General features: G+C 66.1%; 17 protein-coding genes. 11 read left to right on the plus strand and 6 right to left on the minus strand.

What is annotated here, in order from left to right; genetic code table 11:
• Positions 1-118: 118 nt before the first annotated feature.
• Positions 119-2,161, plus strand: coding sequence for an AsmA family protein (locus tag EDE08_RS36530; protein ID WP_131874480.1), 2,043 nt, complete (start codon positions 119-121; stop codon positions 2,159-2,161).
• 230 nt (positions 2,162-2,391) lie between these two features.
• Positions 2,392-4,839: an adenylate/guanylate cyclase domain-containing protein gene (locus tag EDE08_RS36535; RefSeq protein ID WP_131874481.1), complete on the plus strand. Its 2,448-nt coding sequence runs from the start codon at positions 2,392-2,394 to the stop codon at positions 4,837-4,839.
• A gap of 218 nt (positions 4,840-5,057) precedes the next feature.
• On the opposite strand, the gene EDE08_RS36540 is transcribed toward EDE08_RS36535, so the two are convergent.
• The 3 genes from EDE08_RS36540 to EDE08_RS36550 all read right to left on the minus strand — a co-directional run bounded on the left by EDE08_RS36540 (position 5,058) and on the right by EDE08_RS36550 (position 6,002).
• A complete protein-coding gene (locus EDE08_RS36540; protein ID WP_245524992.1) occupies positions 5,058-5,276 on the minus strand; it encodes a hypothetical protein in 219 nt (72 codons plus the stop codon).
• A 94-nt stretch (positions 5,277-5,370) separates the two neighbouring features.
• Positions 5,371-5,775, minus strand: a complete 405-nt coding sequence (locus tag EDE08_RS36545; protein ID WP_131874482.1) for a PIN domain-containing protein — start codon at positions 5,773-5,775, stop codon at positions 5,371-5,373.
• Positions 5,772-6,002: an AbrB/MazE/SpoVT family DNA-binding domain-containing protein gene (locus EDE08_RS36550; RefSeq protein ID WP_061880347.1), complete on the minus strand. Its 231-nt coding sequence runs from the start codon at positions 6,000-6,002 to the stop codon at positions 5,772-5,774. Before EDE08_RS36550 ends, EDE08_RS36545 begins: the two co-directional genes overlap by 4 nt.
• A 273-nt stretch (positions 6,003-6,275) precedes the next feature.
• Between EDE08_RS36550 and EDE08_RS36560 the strand changes: the two genes are divergently transcribed.
• The 8 genes from EDE08_RS36560 to EDE08_RS36595 are packed head-to-tail and all read left to right on the plus strand — an operon-like array spanning position 6,276 to position 13,013.
• A complete protein-coding gene (locus EDE08_RS36560; protein ID WP_131874483.1) occupies positions 6,276-7,004 on the plus strand; it encodes a GntR family transcriptional regulator in 729 nt (242 codons plus the stop codon).
• Between the two features lie 47 nt (positions 7,005-7,051).
• Positions 7,052-8,014 (plus strand): ABC transporter substrate-binding protein, encoded by a 963-nt coding sequence (locus EDE08_RS36565; RefSeq protein WP_131874484.1) that lies wholly within the window; start codon positions 7,052-7,054, stop codon positions 8,012-8,014.
• Positions 8,015-8,020: 6 nt separating this feature from the next.
• The gene (locus EDE08_RS36570; RefSeq protein ID WP_131874485.1) at positions 8,021-8,776 is read left to right on the plus strand and encodes an ABC transporter permease; all 756 of its coding nucleotides are present in this window, start codon (positions 8,021-8,023) and stop codon (positions 8,774-8,776) included.
• Positions 8,755-9,561 (plus strand): ABC transporter ATP-binding protein, encoded by an 807-nt coding sequence (locus tag EDE08_RS36575; protein ID WP_061880315.1) that lies wholly within the window; start codon positions 8,755-8,757, stop codon positions 9,559-9,561. The genes EDE08_RS36570 and EDE08_RS36575 overlap by 22 nt, the downstream gene beginning before the upstream one ends.
• Positions 9,562-9,568: 7 nt before the next feature.
• A complete protein-coding gene (locus EDE08_RS36580; RefSeq protein ID WP_131874486.1) occupies positions 9,569-10,378 on the plus strand; it encodes an ABC transporter permease in 810 nt (269 codons plus the stop codon).
• A gap of 9 nt (positions 10,379-10,387) precedes the next feature.
• Positions 10,388-11,047: a polysaccharide deacetylase family protein gene (locus tag EDE08_RS36585; RefSeq protein WP_131874487.1), complete on the plus strand. Its 660-nt coding sequence runs from the start codon at positions 10,388-10,390 to the stop codon at positions 11,045-11,047.
• Between the two features lie 3 nt (positions 11,048-11,050).
• The gene (locus EDE08_RS36590) at positions 11,051-11,920 is read left to right on the plus strand and encodes a fumarylacetoacetate hydrolase family protein (protein ID WP_131874488.1); all 870 of its coding nucleotides are present in this window, start codon (positions 11,051-11,053) and stop codon (positions 11,918-11,920) included.
• Between the two features lie 49 nt (positions 11,921-11,969).
• Positions 11,970-13,013: a uroporphyrinogen decarboxylase family protein gene (locus EDE08_RS36595; RefSeq protein ID WP_207913202.1), complete on the plus strand. Its 1,044-nt coding sequence runs from the start codon at positions 11,970-11,972 to the stop codon at positions 13,011-13,013.
• A gap of 125 nt (positions 13,014-13,138) precedes the next feature.
• On the opposite strand, the gene EDE08_RS36600 is transcribed toward EDE08_RS36595, so the two are convergent.
• Both EDE08_RS36600 and EDE08_RS36605 read right to left on the minus strand, forming a co-directional pair.
• A complete protein-coding gene (locus EDE08_RS36600; RefSeq protein WP_131874512.1) occupies positions 13,139-14,422 on the minus strand; it encodes a Spy/CpxP family protein refolding chaperone in 1,284 nt (427 codons plus the stop codon).
• A gap of 189 nt (positions 14,423-14,611) precedes the next feature.
• On the minus strand, positions 14,612-15,658 hold the full coding sequence (locus EDE08_RS36605; protein ID WP_131874489.1) for a LysM peptidoglycan-binding domain-containing protein: 1,047 nt from the start codon (positions 15,656-15,658) through the stop codon (positions 14,612-14,614).
• A 180-nt stretch (positions 15,659-15,838) separates the two neighbouring features.
• Between EDE08_RS36605 and EDE08_RS36610 the strand changes: the two genes are divergently transcribed.
• Positions 15,839-16,036 carry a hypothetical protein gene (locus tag EDE08_RS36610; protein WP_131874490.1) on the plus strand — a complete coding sequence of 66 codons (198 nt, stop codon included), beginning with the start codon at positions 15,839-15,841 and terminating at the stop codon, positions 16,034-16,036.
• A gap of 264 nt (positions 16,037-16,300) precedes the next feature.
• Here the strand turns inward: EDE08_RS36610 and EDE08_RS36615 are convergent, their stop codons facing one another.
• Complete coding sequence (locus EDE08_RS36615; protein WP_131874491.1) at positions 16,301-17,347, minus strand: class I SAM-dependent methyltransferase; 1,047 nt, start codon at positions 17,345-17,347, stop codon at positions 16,301-16,303.
• Positions 17,348-17,431 lie beyond the last annotated feature (84 nt).

Raw genomic sequence — 17,431 nt, forward strand, 5'->3', positions numbered from 1 at the left:
CACCCCCGGACTATTTTTACGCGCTTGGAGCCGCTTCCCGTCCGGGGATAAACTAAAGGCGCAAAGGACGGGTCATCTGCCGGGTTCGACGCCGATCATCCGTCGTTGGAAAGTCGACATGAGAGCATTGAAATTCGCCGGCGGAGCTTTGGCCGCCGTCATCATCGTGATCGCACTCCTGCTGATGGTGGGAATCCCCTCGGGCTTCCTGACCTCCACGATCGCCTCGCGCGTCGAGAGCGCGACCGGCTATCGCCTGTCGATCGACGGCACCACGAAGATCAGCCTGTGGCCGACGCTGAACGTCACCCTGAACGACCTCACGCTGGCCGACCCCAGGGATCGCAGCGGCATCACGCGCCTGACGGTCGACAGCGTGCAGGCCGACATGTCGCTCGCAAGCATATGGTCCGGCCGCCCTGAGATCAGCGAGCTCGTCGTCACCCATCCCGTGCTCTACCAGCCGCTGCTGCGGGAGCGCCTACCGAGTGCCGGCGCCCCGTCGAAGCCGCTCGCGCTCGATACCAATGGCGCCACCATCGACCGCATCAAGGTGATCGACGGCGAAGTTGCATTCTCGCGCCTGCGCGATCGCGTCGAGGGCCGCATCAGCGCCATCAACGCCGACGCGACCGTCGACCACGACCGCAAGGTCAATATCACCGGCACCGCGCGCGTCGGCGATCATCCGACCAAGTTCGACATCAAGGCGGCCGCGCCGGCATCGCCTGCCGAGCGGCCGACCGTTCCCGTGGATTTCGCCATCGACATGCCCGACGTGCTGAAGTCCCAGCTCACCGGACACGCCGAGATGCGGCTCAACCGCGATGTCGTGATGATCAACGGCGTGAATGGCAGGCTCGGCGACGGTGCATTCAACGGCTGGGCTTCGGTCGACATCGCGAGCAAGCCTCTGGTCAAGGTCGACCTCGATTTCCAGCGGCTCGCGATGCCGATGGCGAAATCGCCGCAGGGCACGGCGGGGCAGCCCTGGAGCGATGCGCCGATCAACGTGTCCGGGCTCAATTATGTCGACGCGCAGTTGCGGATCTCCGCGAACGAAGCCTTGATCGGCGATGCGCGCATCGCGCCGCTGGCGCTCGACGCCAAGCTCGCCGGCGGCGTGCTGAAGGCCGGCACCTCCAATCTCGGCGCCTATGGCGGCCAGGTCTCGGGCGAGGTGATCCTGGATGCGACCAGCGGCGCGCCGAGCTTTGCCATGCATTCCGATCTCGTCGGCGTGCGCGCGCTGCCGCTGCTCCAGGGCCTTGCCGAATTCGACCGCATCGACGGCAAGCTGCAGGCCAAGCTCGCCCTGCGCAGCGCCGGCAACAGTCAGCGCGCGCTGATGGCGAACATGCAGGGCACGGCCTTCGTCAATTTCCAGGACGGCGCCATCCGCGGCATCAACGTCGCGCAGATGATCCGCTCGCTGACGGCGGGCACGCTGTCCGGCTGGCAGGCCAGTCAGGATCCCGGTCAGGAACAGAGCACGGATCTGTCGCAGCTCTCGGCCTCCTTCCGCATCGACAAGGGCCAGGCGGTGACGACCGATCTTAATCTGATCGGGCCGCTGGTGCGCGTCACCGGCGCCGGCACCATCGCGCTCGACACCAAGATGATGGGCTTTCGCGTCGAGCCGAAGCTCGTGATGACGACCGAAGGCCAGGGCCGCACCTCCGAGCCGGTCGGCTTCGGCATCCCCGTGATGATCCAGGGCAGCTGGTCGCAGCCGCGGATCTATCCTGATATGGCCGGCATGCTGGACAATCCGGACGCCGCCTATGCCAAGCTGCGCGAGATGGGCAAGGGCCTGTTCGGCCCCGACGGCGCCGGGCTCGGCAACATCCTCGGCAGCCTCGGGCTGGGTGGCGCCAACGCGCCGGGCGGCGGCAATGCCAATCCGCAAGCCCAGCAGCCGGGGCAGAACAATGTGCTCGGCGGCCCGCTGGGGGAGGCGATCGGCAATCTGATCCAGCAGGGGCTTTCCAGTGGCGCTGCGACCGGCACCGGCTCCGTCCGCAACCGCAGCGTGCCGGCAACGCCCTCCACCCCGGCGCCGCAGGCCTCGCCTGCGGCCCCCGCGCTGGAGGACCCGCCGCTGGCGCAGCAGGACAGTCAGCCAATGAACGACGTGCTGCGACAGCTCTTCAATCGCTGACCGAAGGACCGTCGTGCTGGATGTCACGGGCAAATCCCTGCATCGGCTTCGACCCCTGCGGCTTTCTCAGAGCGGGATGAGGCCGCGGGAATTTGCCCCTTCCACCGGCCCGGAACTCCACCGGGGGTAACCACGCCGGCCGGTCCGCCGGCCCGGCCACGGCCCCATGGCCCAAATTGTGGTAGAACGGCCCGCAGCGCCGACGTCGATGGCGGCGCGAGAGGATCGGGATGGCAGGAGCGAACGACAAGACACGATCTCTGCGCGGGGGCCTGTTCGCCAAATACGTCGTCTCCCTCGTCGGCCTCGTCGTGTTCGTCCTCGCCGTCAACGGGGCGATGGAGACCTGGATCTCCTACCGCGCCACAAGGACGTCGCTGACCGACGGGTTGGAGGACAAGGCGCAGGCAGCCGCCCGGCGGATCGAGCAGTCGATCTCCGAGCTCGACCGCCAGATCAGCTGGGTGACGCGGGCGAGCCAGGACACGCTGGAGAAGCGCCGCGCCGACTATGCGTCGCTGCTGCACCAGGTCTCCGACGTCAACCAGCTGTTCCAGCTCAATGGCGACGGCCGCGAGGTGTTGCGCGTCTCCCGGCAGTCGACCACGACCGGCGGCAATGCCGACCTCTCCCGCGACATGCGCTTCACCGACGCCGTCGCCCGCGGCGTCAGCTATGCACCGGCCTGGTTCGCCGACCGCACCCCGATGATGTCGATCTCGGTGGCGCATTCCGGCTTCAACGCCGGCGTCACCGTGGCCGAGATCGATCTCAGCTTCCTCTCCGACTTCCTGTCGGACGCGCAAGTCGGCAAGGCGGCCTTCGCTTACGTCGTCGACCCGCGCGGCCGCGTGCTGGCGACGTCCTCGAAGGGGCCCGAGATCGGCAAGGACCTCTCCAGGCTGCCGCAGGTCGCAGCCGCGATCGCGCCCGGCCACGAGCCGGACACGTCAGGCACCGACTTCAACGGCCATGCGGTGATGAGCGCCGCGAGCATCGTGCCGAAGCTCGGCTGGAGCGTGCTGTTCGAGCAGCCGGCCACGCAGGCCCTGATGCCGATCCGCGACCAGCTGGTGCGCATCGCGCTGCTGATCGGCATGGGCCTGATGGTCGCGATCCTCGCCGGCACGCTGCTGGCACGCCGCATGATCATCCCGATCACGGCGCTGCGCGACGGCGCCTACAGGCTCGGCGAAGGCGATTTCAACCACCGTATCGACGTGCACACCTCCGACGAGCTGGAGGACCTCGCCGGGCAGTTCAACCGCATGGCCGACCAGATCCAGGAGACCTATTCGAACCTGGAGACCAAGGTCGAGGAGCGCACCCGCGACCTCGCGCAGTCGATCCACGAGCTCAAGGTGCTGGAGGAGGTCGGCCGCGCGGTGGCCTCCTCGCTCGATCTCAACGCCGTGCTTGCGACGATCGCCGCCCGCGCGATCGAGATCACCCATGCCGACGCGGTGCTGATCTACGGCTTCGACGCCGAGGCGGGCCGCTTCAACCTGGTCGAGGCCAACGGCATCGACAAATCCGCCGACGGCGCGCATGTCACCATCGAGCAGGGCGAGAACATCCTGAGCGATGCCGCCGCCAGCGGCGAGCCGATCGCGCTTGCCGAGCTCGGCGAGGCCGCCGAGCAGCCGCTGCGCGAGGCAGCGCTCGCGGCCGGCTTCAACTCGGTGCTGGTGGTGCCGCTGATCGACCAGCAGGGCACGCTGGGCTCGCTGGTGGTTCTGCGCCGCGCCGGCGGCGAGTTCGCCGGCAGCGTCATCGGCCTGATGCGCACCTTTGCCAACCAGGCCGTGCTGGCGATGCGCAATGCGCGGCTGTTCAGCGAGGTCGACCACAAGAGCCACGCGCTGGAGGCGGCGAACACGACCGTGCGCGCCCAGGCGGACAAGCTCAAGCAGCAGACCGAGCAGCTCAAGGACTGGAACAAGTCGCTGGAGGCGCGCGTCAAGACCCAGCTCGGCGAGATCGAGCGCATCCGCAAGCTCGAGCGCTTCCTGGCGCCGCAGGTGGCGCAGCTGATCGCCTCATCCGACAGCCCCGAGGGGTTGCTCACCAGCCAGCGCCGCGAGGTGACCGTGGTGTTCTGCGACCTGCGCGGCTTCACCGCGTTCACGGAGGCGACCGAGCCGGAAGAGGCGATGAACGTGCTGCGCGAATATCACGCCGCGCTCGGCAAGCTGATCTTCAAGTACGAGGGCACGCTCGACAAATATGCCGGCGACGGCGTGATGATCCTGTTCAACGCGCCGATCCAGTTCGAGGACCACACCAGGCGCGCGGTGAAGATGGCGGTGGAGATGCGCGACACCATCGGCCCGCTGACGGAGCGCTGGCGCAACCGCGGGCATAGCCTGGGGTTCGGCATCGGCATCGCGCTCGGCTATGCCACGCTCGGCCAGGTCGGCTTCGAGCAGCGGCTGGAATATGCCGCGATCGGCAGCGTCACCAACCTCGCCTCCCGCCTCTGCGGCGAAGCCAAGCCCAACCAGATCGTGGTCAGCCGCCGCGTCTACGGCATGGTCGAGCCCTGGGTCGAGGCCCGCGCCCTCGACGACCTCCAGCTCAAGGGCTTCAATCACCCGGTGCTGGCGATGGAGATTTTGAGCTGGCGCGAGGAGGTGGAGAACGTCGTGGATGCCGCGGCGGTGCGGATGCGAGGGTAGTCGAGACAAAAAGCGCGAAAACAACCCCATGCACAGTAGGCGGGGGCTGCAAGATCAATGGGTTACGCGGGCATCCGAGACGACCGGCGACGACGGCGTGAGTTGGACGGAAATTTTGACACGTCGGGCAAAACACTGGCAGGATGGCATCATCGGGTTTTAGGCCAAGGCTCATCCTGTCCCAGAGGTGTCTCTGGCATTCGCGTCACTGGTGCCAATCAGCCGACCAGCCCCTTGAGCTTGGCAGGGTCCCGAATATCGCTCTGCGCCTTCAGGAGGATCGCGCAGATGATGCCGCCCTGCTTTACGAGCTTCTCTAACGACTTGGCGTAGGTCTCACTCAGCGCCTCACCAGAGAGGTCCTTGATGTCCTCCCAGCGCGCACCTTTGGGCAGCCTTGAGGCTTCCCAAATTTGCGTGACCCGCTCCTCGTCCATCTTGAGGAAGAGGAGATATAGGCCTGATAGGAGACGCCCTGGTCACGCAGCACGTGCGCGAAATTCCAAACTTTTGCGACGAGTGTTTGGGCGTTCACGGCGTGCTCCCGGGAAACGGATTGACGATGGTGAGCCCACTGAAGCTGCGACCATGCTGGAGATCTTCGCTGTAGAGCGTGTCACAGCCAGCCTCGATCGCCGCGGCGACGATCAAGGCGTCATAGAAGGCGAGGGTGTGATCGCGCGCCAATGCGAGCGCTGCCGTGTGCGTGTCCGACGTCAGCGGCACGATATCGGGAAATCGAAAGCGCAGGGACTGCACGGCGGCCTCGATCACCGGCCAATCCTGCTTCTGCTTCTTGCGCAACACATTGGTGAACTCGTTCAGCACCTGCGCACTGATGACGCCACCGCCGGCAATCATGGTCAGTGCCCGCTGACGGCGGATGTCGGTCGAATAGGCGTAGATCAGGATATTGCTGTCGAAGAACGGCCTCACCGCTCGTTCGCCTCGTCGCGGTCGAACTTGTAGTCGTCAGGCAGGGGAAAGTGGAACTGCTCGGCTTGCCTGAGAAATTCCGCCCGCTTGTCGATCTTCTCCACTGCGAGCCGATCCTTCGAGGCTTCGACCACGTTGAGTTCGTCGCCGGGCGAAAGGTTCAGGGCGTCGACGAGTGCCTTGGGCAGGCGAACCGCCAAGCTATTCCCCCATTTGGAAACAAGCATGGGAGCCCTCTATGATATACGGATCCATTGTATATCATAGTTCGGATATCTTTTCCCTTCAAGAGGCGGGCTCATCTCGGGCACGGCTTGGCAGGGCCGCGTCGTGCCGCCGAGATGGTTGTGGGCGTGGATCCTTGCTGCAGTCATGCAGGCGGAAATTATCGCGGCCGGGCACGCCGCCGACATAATAGTAGCAGGATAGCCAGTGGCGTCGATAAAATCGATTTTCGATTTTCTGTTGACCGCGTGATGGCGCCTTGCGATCATTCCGCAATGGGTCCGCTTCAGTTCGACATGTCCGGAAACCCCGGCGATGGTCCGCGCAGCCTGACGTCGGCGCTGCATGAGCGGCTGCGAGCCGATATCCTGGCGGCGCGGCTGCTGCCGGCCCAGAAGCTGCACATCGCCGGCCTTGCCAAGCAGTTTTCGGTCGGCCTTGCCGCCGTCCGCGAGGCTCTGTCGCGTCTCGTCGCCGACGGGCTCGTGCAGGCGTCGGACCAGCGCGGCTTCCGCGTGAGCCCGGTGTCGCTCGCCGATCTCGCCGACGTGACCCAGACCCGGATCGACATCGAGGGCCTCGCGCTGCGCCGTTCGATCGAGCGGGGCGATGACGTCTGGCTCGCGTCGGTGAAGTCGACCTGGGCGGACCTGAAAGGCGTCCCCTATCACTACCCCGATGATCCGACCGTGCACTACGAGGAATGGGTGATCCGTCACCGCATTTTCCACCGTGCGCTCGTCAACGCCTGCGGCTCGCCATGGCTGCTCGGCTTCCGCGACGTACTGCACGAGCAGAGTGAGAGATATCGCCGTCTCTCGATCCGACGCGAGCTCGGTGGCAAGCCGCGCGACGTCGAGGGCGAACACGAGGCGATCGTCGCTGCCGTGCTGAAGCGCGATGCGGATGCGGCAGTTCGCGCCTTGTCAAAGCATTTCGGCATCACCAAGGAGTTCGTCGAGCTCGCCGCCTCGCGCATTGCGGAGGTGAGCCGCACGACCTGACGATCCCTAGAAATTCGACACAAAAAAAGAGAGACCGGGAGGAAACAATGAAGATCAATCGCCGTCACGCGTTCATGACGCTCGTTGCCGCCGCAATTTTCGCCGGCCCCGCGAGCGCCGCCGACACCATTCGCGTCGGCCTGCCCACGAAAACATACTGGCCGACCACGATCGCCGAGACCGCCGTGCGGCAAAAGTTGTTCGAGAAGGAAGGCATCAAGGCCGAGCTGACCATCTATCGCAGCGGTGCGGAGACGTTCGAAGGCATGGCTGCGGGCGCGGCCGACATCATCCTCGATCCGCCCTCGCTTGTCTCCGCCGGGCGCAAGAAGGGCGTGATGTCGCGCATCGTCGCCAACGCCGCGATGGGCAATTTCGGCTGGCAGCTGATGGTGCCGGCCAAATCGACGCTCGACGTCAAGGACCTCAACGGCAAGAAGGTGGCGATCACCGCGGCCGGCTCGGGCTCGGACCTTCTTGCGCTGTGGACCATCCAGGACAAGAAGATCGACTTCACGCGCGTCCCCGTCGGCGGCGGCGGCCTGGTGCCGAACCTTTTGGCCGGCAATGTCGAAGCCGCCGTGGTCTATTCGCCGCTGAGCTTCCAGATCTCGAAGTCCGGCGAAGCCAAGTCCATCCTCGACTACGCGACCGCGGTTCCGCCGAACCTCACCGCGGGCTGGATCGTGCTCGACAAGTTCGCCGAGGCCAAGCCTCAGCTGGTGCAGAAGGCCGTGAACGCTCTCTACGGCGCGGTCGCGTTCATGCGCGCCAATCGCGACGTCACCATCAAGCTGATCGCCGAGCTCTACGAGATGCCGCCGGAGATCGCCGGCCTCGAATACGACAACACGATCATGAAGCTCGAGACCAGCGGCGACATGGGCGCAGCCAACGTGAGCGCGGCGGTGCAGCTCTCGCTCGACCTTGCGAAGCTCGGCGGGCTCAAGGACATCGTGCCGGTCGAGGACGTGATCTCGACCAGGTTCAAGCCCGTCCCGACCAAGTAGTTGGCGATGCAGAGCACGCTTGCCATCAACCTTGCGCGGATCGCGATCATCGTCGCGATCCTTGCGCTGTGGGAGGTGTTGTCGCGCACCGGCATCGTCAATCCGCGCCTGCTGCCGTCGGCGTCCGACACGTTCGTGACGCTCGGCGATCTCCTGCAACGCGCGGCCGTGCAGAAGGACCTGATGGTGACCGCGACCGAGGTGCTGGCCGCGTTCGCGCTGGCCGTCCCCTTTGGCGCGGTGATCGGCATCCTGGTGGCGGAGAACCGCTACTTCGCCGATGTCGCCAAGCCGCTGCTGTTCTTCGCCTTCAGCATCCCGAAATCGATCTTCCTGCCGATGTTCATCCTGGTGTTCGGCGTCGGCTTTGCCCAGAAGGTCGGCTTCGGCTTCTTCTCCACCATCTTCATCGTGATCATGTCGACCACGACGGCGGTCGAGTCCGTCAAGATCGAGCATCTGACGGTGGCGCGCTCCTATGGCGCCACGCCGATGCAGACGGCGTTCCGCGTCTACCTGCCGAGCATGCTGCCGGTTCTGCTGGAGGCGCTCAGGATCTCCATGATCTTCAACCTGACCGGCGTGATCCTCGCCGAGATGTACGCCTCACGCGACGGCATCGGCCACCAGATCGCGACCTGGGGCGAGAATTTCCAGATGAAGCAGCTCCTTGCCGGCGTCGTGATGGTCGCCGCGATCGCCATGACGTTCAACGAACTTGTCAGATGGGTGGAAACGCGATGCAGCCATTGGCGAACGTGACCCCGTTGAAACCGGCCGCGCGCGCCGGCGCGATCGAGGTGAAGAATGTCGGCCAGGTGTTCAAGACCCGGTCGCAGGACGTCATCGCGCTGGAGGACGTCTCGCTTGAGATCAAGCCCGGCCGCTTCGTCGTGCTGGTCGGCCCGAGCGGCTGCGGCAAGTCGACCCTTTTGATGATGATGGCGGGGCTGCGTCAGCAGACCGCGGGCACCATCACGATCAGCGGCGCGCCGATCCTGCAGCCCGACCCCGACAGGGTCGGCGTTGTGTTCCAAGAGGCGAGCCTGTTTCCGTGGCTGACGGCGGAGGACAATGTCGAGTTTCCGCTGGCGTTAAGGGGTGTCCCCAAGGCTGAACGGCGCGCCAAGGCGCAGGATGCGCTCAAGCTGGTCGGGCTCGACGGCTTCGGCAGGCGCCATCCGCACGAGCTCTCGGGCGGCATGAAGCAGCGCGTCTCGATCGCGCGCGGGCTGGTGCAGGATCCGCCGGTGCTGCTGATGGACGAGCCGTTCGCGGCGCTCGACGAGCAGACGCGCATGACCATGGGCGACGAGCTGCTGCGCATCTGGGCCGCCACCGGCAAGACCGTCGTGTTCGTCACGCACAGCCTGACCGAAGCGGTCTATCTCGCCGACGAGGTGATCGTCATGTCGGCCCGGCCCGGCCGCATCGTCGACCATCTCCAGGTCCAGCTGCCACGGCCGCGCACCTACGAGATGCTGAGCGGCGATGCCTTCGGGAGCCTGCGCGACCGCATCTGGCGGCACATCCGCAAATCGGCGTGAGGCGGAGATGAGTGCCAGGATCAGTGCGAAGACGCTGCGACATCTGATCGTGATCGGCCTGATCGCGCTGTGGGAGCTGTTGCCGCGCGCCGGGCTCATCCCGGAACTGTTCCTGCCGTCGCTGTCGTCCACGTTGATGGCGGGATGGACCGACGCCGGCGAATACGGTCATGCGCTTGCCGTCACCCTCTACGAGGTCGTGGTCTCCATGGCGTTCGCCTGCGGAGGCGGCATCCTGCTCGGCGCCATCGTCGGCAGCCTGCCGCGCCCGCGCGTGCTGATCATGCCGATGGTGTCGAGCCTCTATGCGGTGCCGCTTGTGATCCTCTATCCCGTTTTCACGGTCTGGCTCGGCATCGGCTCCGAATCCAAGATCGCGTTCGCCTCGATTTACGGGTTCCTGCCGACGATGCTGGCCACCGCCGCCGGCATCCAGACCATCGATCCGCAACTCTTGCTCGCCGCCCGCAGCATGGGCGCGACGCTGAGCCAGCGGCTGGTCCGCGTCATCATCCCGGCGGCAATCCCGACGGTGCTGTCGGGTCTGCGCGTCGGTGGTGCGCTGGTCATCGTCGGCGTCGTGGTCTCGGAGATGCTGATCTCCTCGGCAGGCATCGGCTACCTGATCTCGCGCTACCGGACGATCCTCGACAGCCCGCACGTATTCGCGGGCGTGCTGCTCGTGCTGTTTCTTGCGATCGGCTTCAACGCCGTGATCCGGTGGATCGAGCGCAAGGCGGCGATCTGGCAGACCGGCACCCGCGCCGGTCAGGCCAACGACGACATCGCTTCCAGCGCGATGCAGCCGGCGACCTGAGGTACGCGCGTGTACGACTTGACCCTGACATTCGACAACGGTCCCGACCCTGAGGTGACGCCGCGCGTGCTCGACATTCTCGGCGAGCGCGGGATCAAGACCACCTTCTTCGTCATCGGCGAGAAGCTTGCCGATCCCGAGCGGCGCGGCCTTGCAGAGCGCGCGCACCGCGAGGGGCACTGGGTCGGCAATCACACCTTTACGCATAGCATTCCGCTCGGTGAGCAATCGGGGCGAGATACCGCAGAGAACGAGATCGGACGCACGCAGGACGCGATTGGCGATCTCGCACATCCGCAGCGCTGGTTCCGGCCGTTCGGCGGCGGCGGCAATCTCGACAAGCGGCTGCTGAAGCCCTCCATCGTCGACTATCTCGCGCGCAAAAAACACAGCTGCGTGCTCTGGAATTCCATTCCGCGCGACTGGGACGACCCCGACGGCTGGACCGAGCGCGCGCTCGACCAGTGCAACGGACAGCCCTGGACGCTGATGGTGCTGCACGATCTTCCGACCGGCGCGATGGATCATCTGGAGCTGTTCCTCGACCGCGCCGGTGCCGCCGGCGCGCGCTTCCGCCAGGATTTCCCGCCGCAATGCGTTCCGATCCGCTGTGGCGAGATCGTCCTTCCGATCAACGACTATGTCTCCTGCATTGAAGAGAGTGTTTGACCGATGAAAGTTGCAAGCTTCACGATATCAGGTACTGCGAGCTATGGCATCGTCACCGACAAAGGTGTCATCGATGCCGGCAAGCGCCTGAAGGCATATCCGACCTTGAAGGCGCTGCTCGCGAAGGGGTCGCTCGACGAATTGAAGCAACTCGCCGGCGAGAAGCCCGACTACGCGTTGCAGGACGTCGCGCTGCTGCCGACCATTCCCGATCCCGACAAGATCTTCTGCATCGGCGTCAACTATGCCACCCATCTGGCGGAGAGCGGCCATCCGACGCCGGCGCATCCGATGATCTTCACCCGCTTCGCCAACAGCCAGGTCGGCCATGGCCAGCCGATGATCCGTCCGCTGGAATCGGAACGCTTTGACTATGAAGGTGAGATGGCCGTCATCATCGGCAAGGCCGGCCGCCGCATCTCGCGTGAAGCTGCGCTCAGCCATGTCGCCGGCTACGCTTGCTACAATGACGGCAGCATCCGCGACTGGCAGCGCCACACCTCGCAATTCGCGCCGGGCAAGAATTTTACCGGCACCGGCGGCTTCGGGCCCTGGATGGTCACGACCGACGAGCTGACCGATATCGCAAAGCAGACGCTGATTACCCGGCTCAACGGCGTCGAAGTGCAGAAGGCTCCGATCTCCGATCTCGTCTTCGACGTGCCGGCCCTGCTCGCCTATTGCTCGACCTTCACGGAGCTCGTGCCGGGCGACGTGATCGTGACAGGCACGACCGGCGGCGTCGGCGCCTATCGCACGCCGCCGCTGTGGATGAAGGGCGGCGACGTCGTCGAGATCGAGATCTCCGGCATCGGCATCCTGAGCAATCCCGTCAAGGACGAAGGTTCAGTCGCGGCAACGCGCGCGGCCTGAACAGCCGCGCTCAACAACGACATGCCACAACGACAAGAAGGAGAGCCCCATGCCCATGCCAGCACACATCCTGCCGACCACCGTGGTCGGCAGCTATCCGCAGCCGGAATGGCTGGTGAATCGCGCCATGCTGTCGAAGGTGGTGCCGCGCACGCGCCTGCACGACATGTGGCGGTTGCCGCCCGAACACCTGGAAGAAGCCCAGGACGATGCCACCATCGTCGCGATCCGCGACATGGAGCGCGCCGGCATCGATATCGTGACCGACGGCGAAATCCGCCGCGAGAGTTACTCCAATCGCTTTGCTACCGCGCTCGACGGCATCGACGGGGACAATCCCGCGATGATCGTGGCGCGCACCGGCAACACGCAGACGCCGGTGCCGCGCGTCGTCGGTCCCGTGCGGCGCAAGGGCCCGGTCGAGCTGCACGACATGCAGTTCCTGCGCAAGAATACGGAGCGTGCGGCGAAGATCACCCTTCCCGGCCCATTCACGATGAGCCAGCAGGCCAAGAACGAGTACTATAAGGACGAGGAAGAGCTCGCGATGGCGCTCGCCGAGGCCGTCAATGCCGAGGCGCTCGATCTGCAAAAGGCTGGCGCCGACGTGATCCAGCTCGACGAGCCCTGGGTGCGCAACAATCCGGAGCTCGCCAAGCGCTATGCCGTCAAGGCGATCAATCGCGCGCTGCAAGGGATCACGGTGCCCACCGTGGTGCATCTCTGCTTTGGCTATGCCGCGGTCGTGCCGGGCTCGAACAAGCCGGCCGGCTATTCCTTCCTGGCCGAGCTCGACGACACCACCGCCGACCAGATTTCGATCGAGGCGGCGCAGCCGAAGCTCGACCTCGGCGTGCTCAAGGACCTGTCGTCGAAGAAAATCATGCTCGGCGTGCTCGACCTCGCGGATCCCGCGATCGAGAGCGTCGATACCGTCGCCGAGCGCATCCGCAACGGGCTGAAATATGTCTCGCCGGATCGTCTCGTCCCGGCGCCGGATTGCGGCATGAAATACATGCCGCGCGCGACTGCGTTCGGGAAGCTGAAGGCCATGTGCGACGCAGCGGCGAAGGTGCGGCGGGAGGTCGGCTAAAGCGCGAGGATGAATCGTCATCGCGCTTTAGGTTGTTGTTTCAGCATGACCTTTTCGGAAAACCGCTGCGCACTTTTCCGGATCATGCTTTAGCGACCTTCACGGGAGGCGTTGCGACTTCGGCCTCACGCCCCCCGCTTCGGCCCGATCGCTTCGAACCCCACCTTCTGCTCGTCGCTCAGATCCGCCTGGAAATCGTCGAGCGCGTCGGTGACGTCGCCGACGGCTTGCAGCATGGCCTGCAGCCGCGCCTTCACGGCCGGGAGGCGGGCTTGCGGTGTCGCGGCGGGCTCGGTCGGGCAGGCGCTGAGCGTCTGCATGGTGCGCAGGGTGGTGTCCTGGAGCACCTCGAGGCGGGCGCGGGCCACCTCGTCGAGGTGGAGCGTGGAGGCAATGTCGTTTGCGGGCCATTGCTGCTGGACCAGCTGCTCGTATTGGCGCTGCGCCTTTTCGTCATAACGCGGATCGTAGTCGGGCCGGCAGGCGGCGGCCTGCGCATCCCTGGCCGCATCCTTCTGCGAATCCTTTGGCTGATGTGACGCCAGTGCCGCGCGACGGTCGCTGGCGAGGGCATTGAGCCTGGCCTTCTGGTCGTCATTGAGGAGACCGGTGAATTTCGCCAGCGGCGCTTCGATGGCGTCAATCGCCTTGATCATGGCCTCGAGGCGCTCGCGCATCAGGCCGAGGCGTTCCGACGCAGTCGCGGGCGCCTGCTCCGGGCAGGCGGTGTGAATGGCGTCGCGCGACGCATTCCAGGCGGATGCGAGCTCGTCGAGCGCGGTGCGCTGCAGCTCGTTCGGTGTCACGGCCGCGGCGATGCGGTCGACCGGCAGGCCGCCGGTGTCGCTGGCCTCGCACAGCGTCTCCGCCGTCGGGACCCTTCGTCCACGCCGGCTTTGCGGCGCGGTGTATGCGGCGAGCTCCGTCGCCGCATAGGGCGAGAAGATCGCGGCATAGATGTCGCCATAGCCGTAGAACGAGAGGCTGGTGGTGTCGCCGAACATGATCGCGGTGGTGAGATCGTCATGCGCGAACGGCCAGAACACCGGGCCGACCCAGCCGTAGCTGCCGTCGGGATGGCGCCACCAGCCCTGCGGGCGCCGGCCGCCATGCCAGCCCGATAGCGCCGCCTGCGCGGTGAGGGCCGCACGCAGGACGTAGGGATTGGACAGCTGGCCGCGCTCGCGCAGATCTTGCGACCGCAGCGCAGCGGAGCGGTATCGGCTGCCGCGCACGGCCATGCGGGAGTGGCGCAGGCGCGACAGGCCGAGCATGTGGCCGACCGCGAAGCGTGCAACGCCGAGCGGACCGCCGCGCAATCCGAACTGCGCCTCCGCCTTGTTGGGCAGCAGCACTGCCGCAATCACGAGGGTCGCGCCGGCCAGAGCCAGTCCCATGCGTCCCGACATGATCGCCGAACTGGCCACCTCGGCCTCCTCCCAGCACCAAGCGCAATGCGTCGCAGCACAATGACGCGCGTGGGAACCGATTGTTCCGGAGAGACACAGGGCAAAGCGTCGCGGGCGACCGCGCACTCTTCCCGCGGACCGGCGACTTTCAAGACGCCTGCCTGGGCGGGGAGAGGACGGACCGCGCCCTTACTCCGCCTTTTGCGGCATCACGAAAGTCTGGCCGGGATAGATCAGATTGGGGTTGTTGATCTTGTCGCGGTTGGCCTTGAAGATCACCGCGTAACGGGCGCCGTCACCATAGGCGAGCCGGCTCAGAGCCCACAGACTGTCGCCACGGGCAATGACCCGGCTGCCGCCCGCCGGCGCCGGTGCGGTGGTGAGCACGTCTGCCGGCGAGGCCGATGCGACCGTGGTGTCCGCCGACGCACGCGCGAGGACCTTGGGTTTCGGCGCGCCTGTCAATCTCGGCCGGGCCGCCTGCCTGTCAGGCGCCGAAGCCAGGCGCGGCGAGGCCGATGGCAGAGTAGCCACGACGTCCGGCTTGTCGTCGGGCTTCTCGGCCTGCTTCGGCTCCTGTCCCGCATCTTGCTTCGCGGCCGGTGCCGGCCGCGCGGGCGGCGGCGCCGCCGCGGCGATGGTCACCGGCATGGTCCGGCCGGACTCCGTCACCGTGCCGTCCGGCGCCTTGGCCCGGAGCGTCAATTCATAGGAACCGGAGGGAAGCTGCGGCGGGGTCATGACGAACTGGCCCGAGGCGTCCGCGACGACGCTATCGAGCGGCTTGCCGTCGCGCAGCAGCTCGACTCTTGCACCCGGCGCGGCGCGGCCCGCGATCACCGCCGCCTCGCCGTGATCGTCGACGCGGGCGACGTCGAAACGAGGGCCGCTCTCCGCAACCGCCGGCGGCGGCTTGACCGGCGCGAGATCGGCGAGCGCGGCCGTGACCTGGTTCTGCGTCTCGGCCAGCGCGCCCGCCTTCGGCCCGGCGGCCGGGACCGGCGGCGAGCCGCCGGCGAGCTTTGGCTGTTCCGGCTTGAGCTCGGCCTTGGCCTCCGCTTTGGGTTCGACCTTGGCCAAAGCTCTGGGTTCGGGCTTGGCCTCCGGCTTGGCGGCGACGGCGGTCTCCGTCCCGGACGGCAACAGGCGGCGCAGCCCGGTCGGGCCGATCACCAATGCGGTGCCGGCCAGCGCGATCAGACAGACGGCAATGAGGGCCTTGGATGCGGTAATCATCTGAAAAGGACCTTGGATGGCAAATCAGCCGAAGGCGGCAAAGTGCGCCGATTTGGCTGCGGCAGCAAGACGGTCGATGGGATGATAAGCCTCTATCCCAGCGCCCGGGATGAACCGGCGTGATCCCGCCGGCGTCCAATCGGCGAGGCCGCAGCGCGGCATTTCTTCAGAAATTTTCCCGTGGCCGTATTTCGCCGCCCCGCCCGTTGGCTGGCGCTGGTCCTGACGATGGCCGCTTCACCCGCACTCGCTGCCTCCCGCCCGCCGCCCGGCTTCACCCTGTCCGACAACACCGATCTCGCCTTCACCTCGCCCGACCGCGCCACCAAATGCGGAGGCGCTGCGATGGGAGATCAGGCGGTGAGGCTTCATCGTTGACGCGAGGCCGCCATGCCCGGGTTTGCCTCCCGGCGCAGGCGGTGGCGGCCTGGCATCGGCGTCATTCACGCCCCCGCCGCTACCGTCCAGAACGCGCGCCATCCGCGGCGGCCGAGCGCAGCCAGCCGTCTCCAGGACAGGCGGGACAGGCCGGCCACCAGCGAAGCGCGGGCGAGGAGGAGGTGGACGACGACGTCAATCACGGCCGCCTCGCGTGCGGTTCGACCGCGATCGCGCCGATGCGCGCAAGGATGTGCGCAGCCGTCATGGCCGCGCCTCCAGGATCATGTTGAAGGGCGAGGCGGCAGCCTTGCCGATCTGCGAGAAGCCGCCTTGCCGCAACACCTGCGCGATGCGCTTCTCGCCGGCCTGCGCTCCCAGGCCCAGACCGACGTCCTGGCTCAGCGACGTCGGAAGGCAGATGTGGGTGGAGCCGGCGTAGTAGACCCGCCCGACCGGATTGAGATTGTCGGCCAGGCTGTCTCCCGCCGCCGGCTCGACCAGCATCAGGGTGCCGTCCTGCTTCAGCGCAGCACGAATGTGACGGGCGGCGCCGACGGGATCGCCCATGTCGTGCAGCGCATCGAACATCGTCACGAGATCGAAGCCGGATCCCGTGAAATCCTGCGCCTTGGCGACCTCGAATCGCAGATTGCGCACGCCGGAGATCTCGGCCCGTGCGCAGTCGATCGAGGCCTCGTCGTAGTCGATGCCGATGAAGTCCGAGTTGGGGAATGCTTCGGCCATGAGCCTTGTCGAATAGCCATGGCCGCAACCGACGTCTGCGACCTTGGCACCTCGCTCCAGCTTCTCGACGACGCCGCCCAGCGCAGGCAGCCATTCGGCGATCAGGTGCGCGCGATAGCCGGGCCGGAAGAAGCGGTCGACGCCGCACGACATGCAATTGCAGTGATCGCTCCAGCGCAGGCCCTTGCCGGTTTTGAACGCTTCGGCAAGTCGCGGCTCGTCATGATAGACCGCCGGCAGCAGGCTGAAGCCGCCGACCATCGCGACCGGACTGTTCTCATCGGCGAATACGGCCTTCTGCTCCGGTGTCATGCTGAACGTGTCTTTCGTCGCATCAAAGCTCACGAATCCGGAAGCCGCCTGTGAGGACAGCCATTCGCGAACGTAGCGTTCGTGAGTCCCCGTTCGCCTGGCCAGGTCGGCTGACGTCATCGGGCCGTCGGCCAGCGCGCGGAATAATCCCAGTCGATCGCCGAGGACGACAAGCGCCGCATTTGAGGCGGCGCCGAGTTCGTTGACGACGAGTCCAAGCAGCTGCTCGAGCTTTCTCTCATCCAAGTTCATGTCTGGCTCCTCAGGGCGCGGAGATGCGCCGCTGAGGTGCGACATAGGGTGTCTGGACTCGCGGATGGAGAGGCAGAATAGTCA

The sequence above is a fragment of the Bradyrhizobium sp. R2.2-H genome (genome assembly GCF_004346455.1).
GTDB lineage: Bacteria > Pseudomonadota > Alphaproteobacteria > Rhizobiales > Xanthobacteraceae > Bradyrhizobium > Bradyrhizobium diversitatis.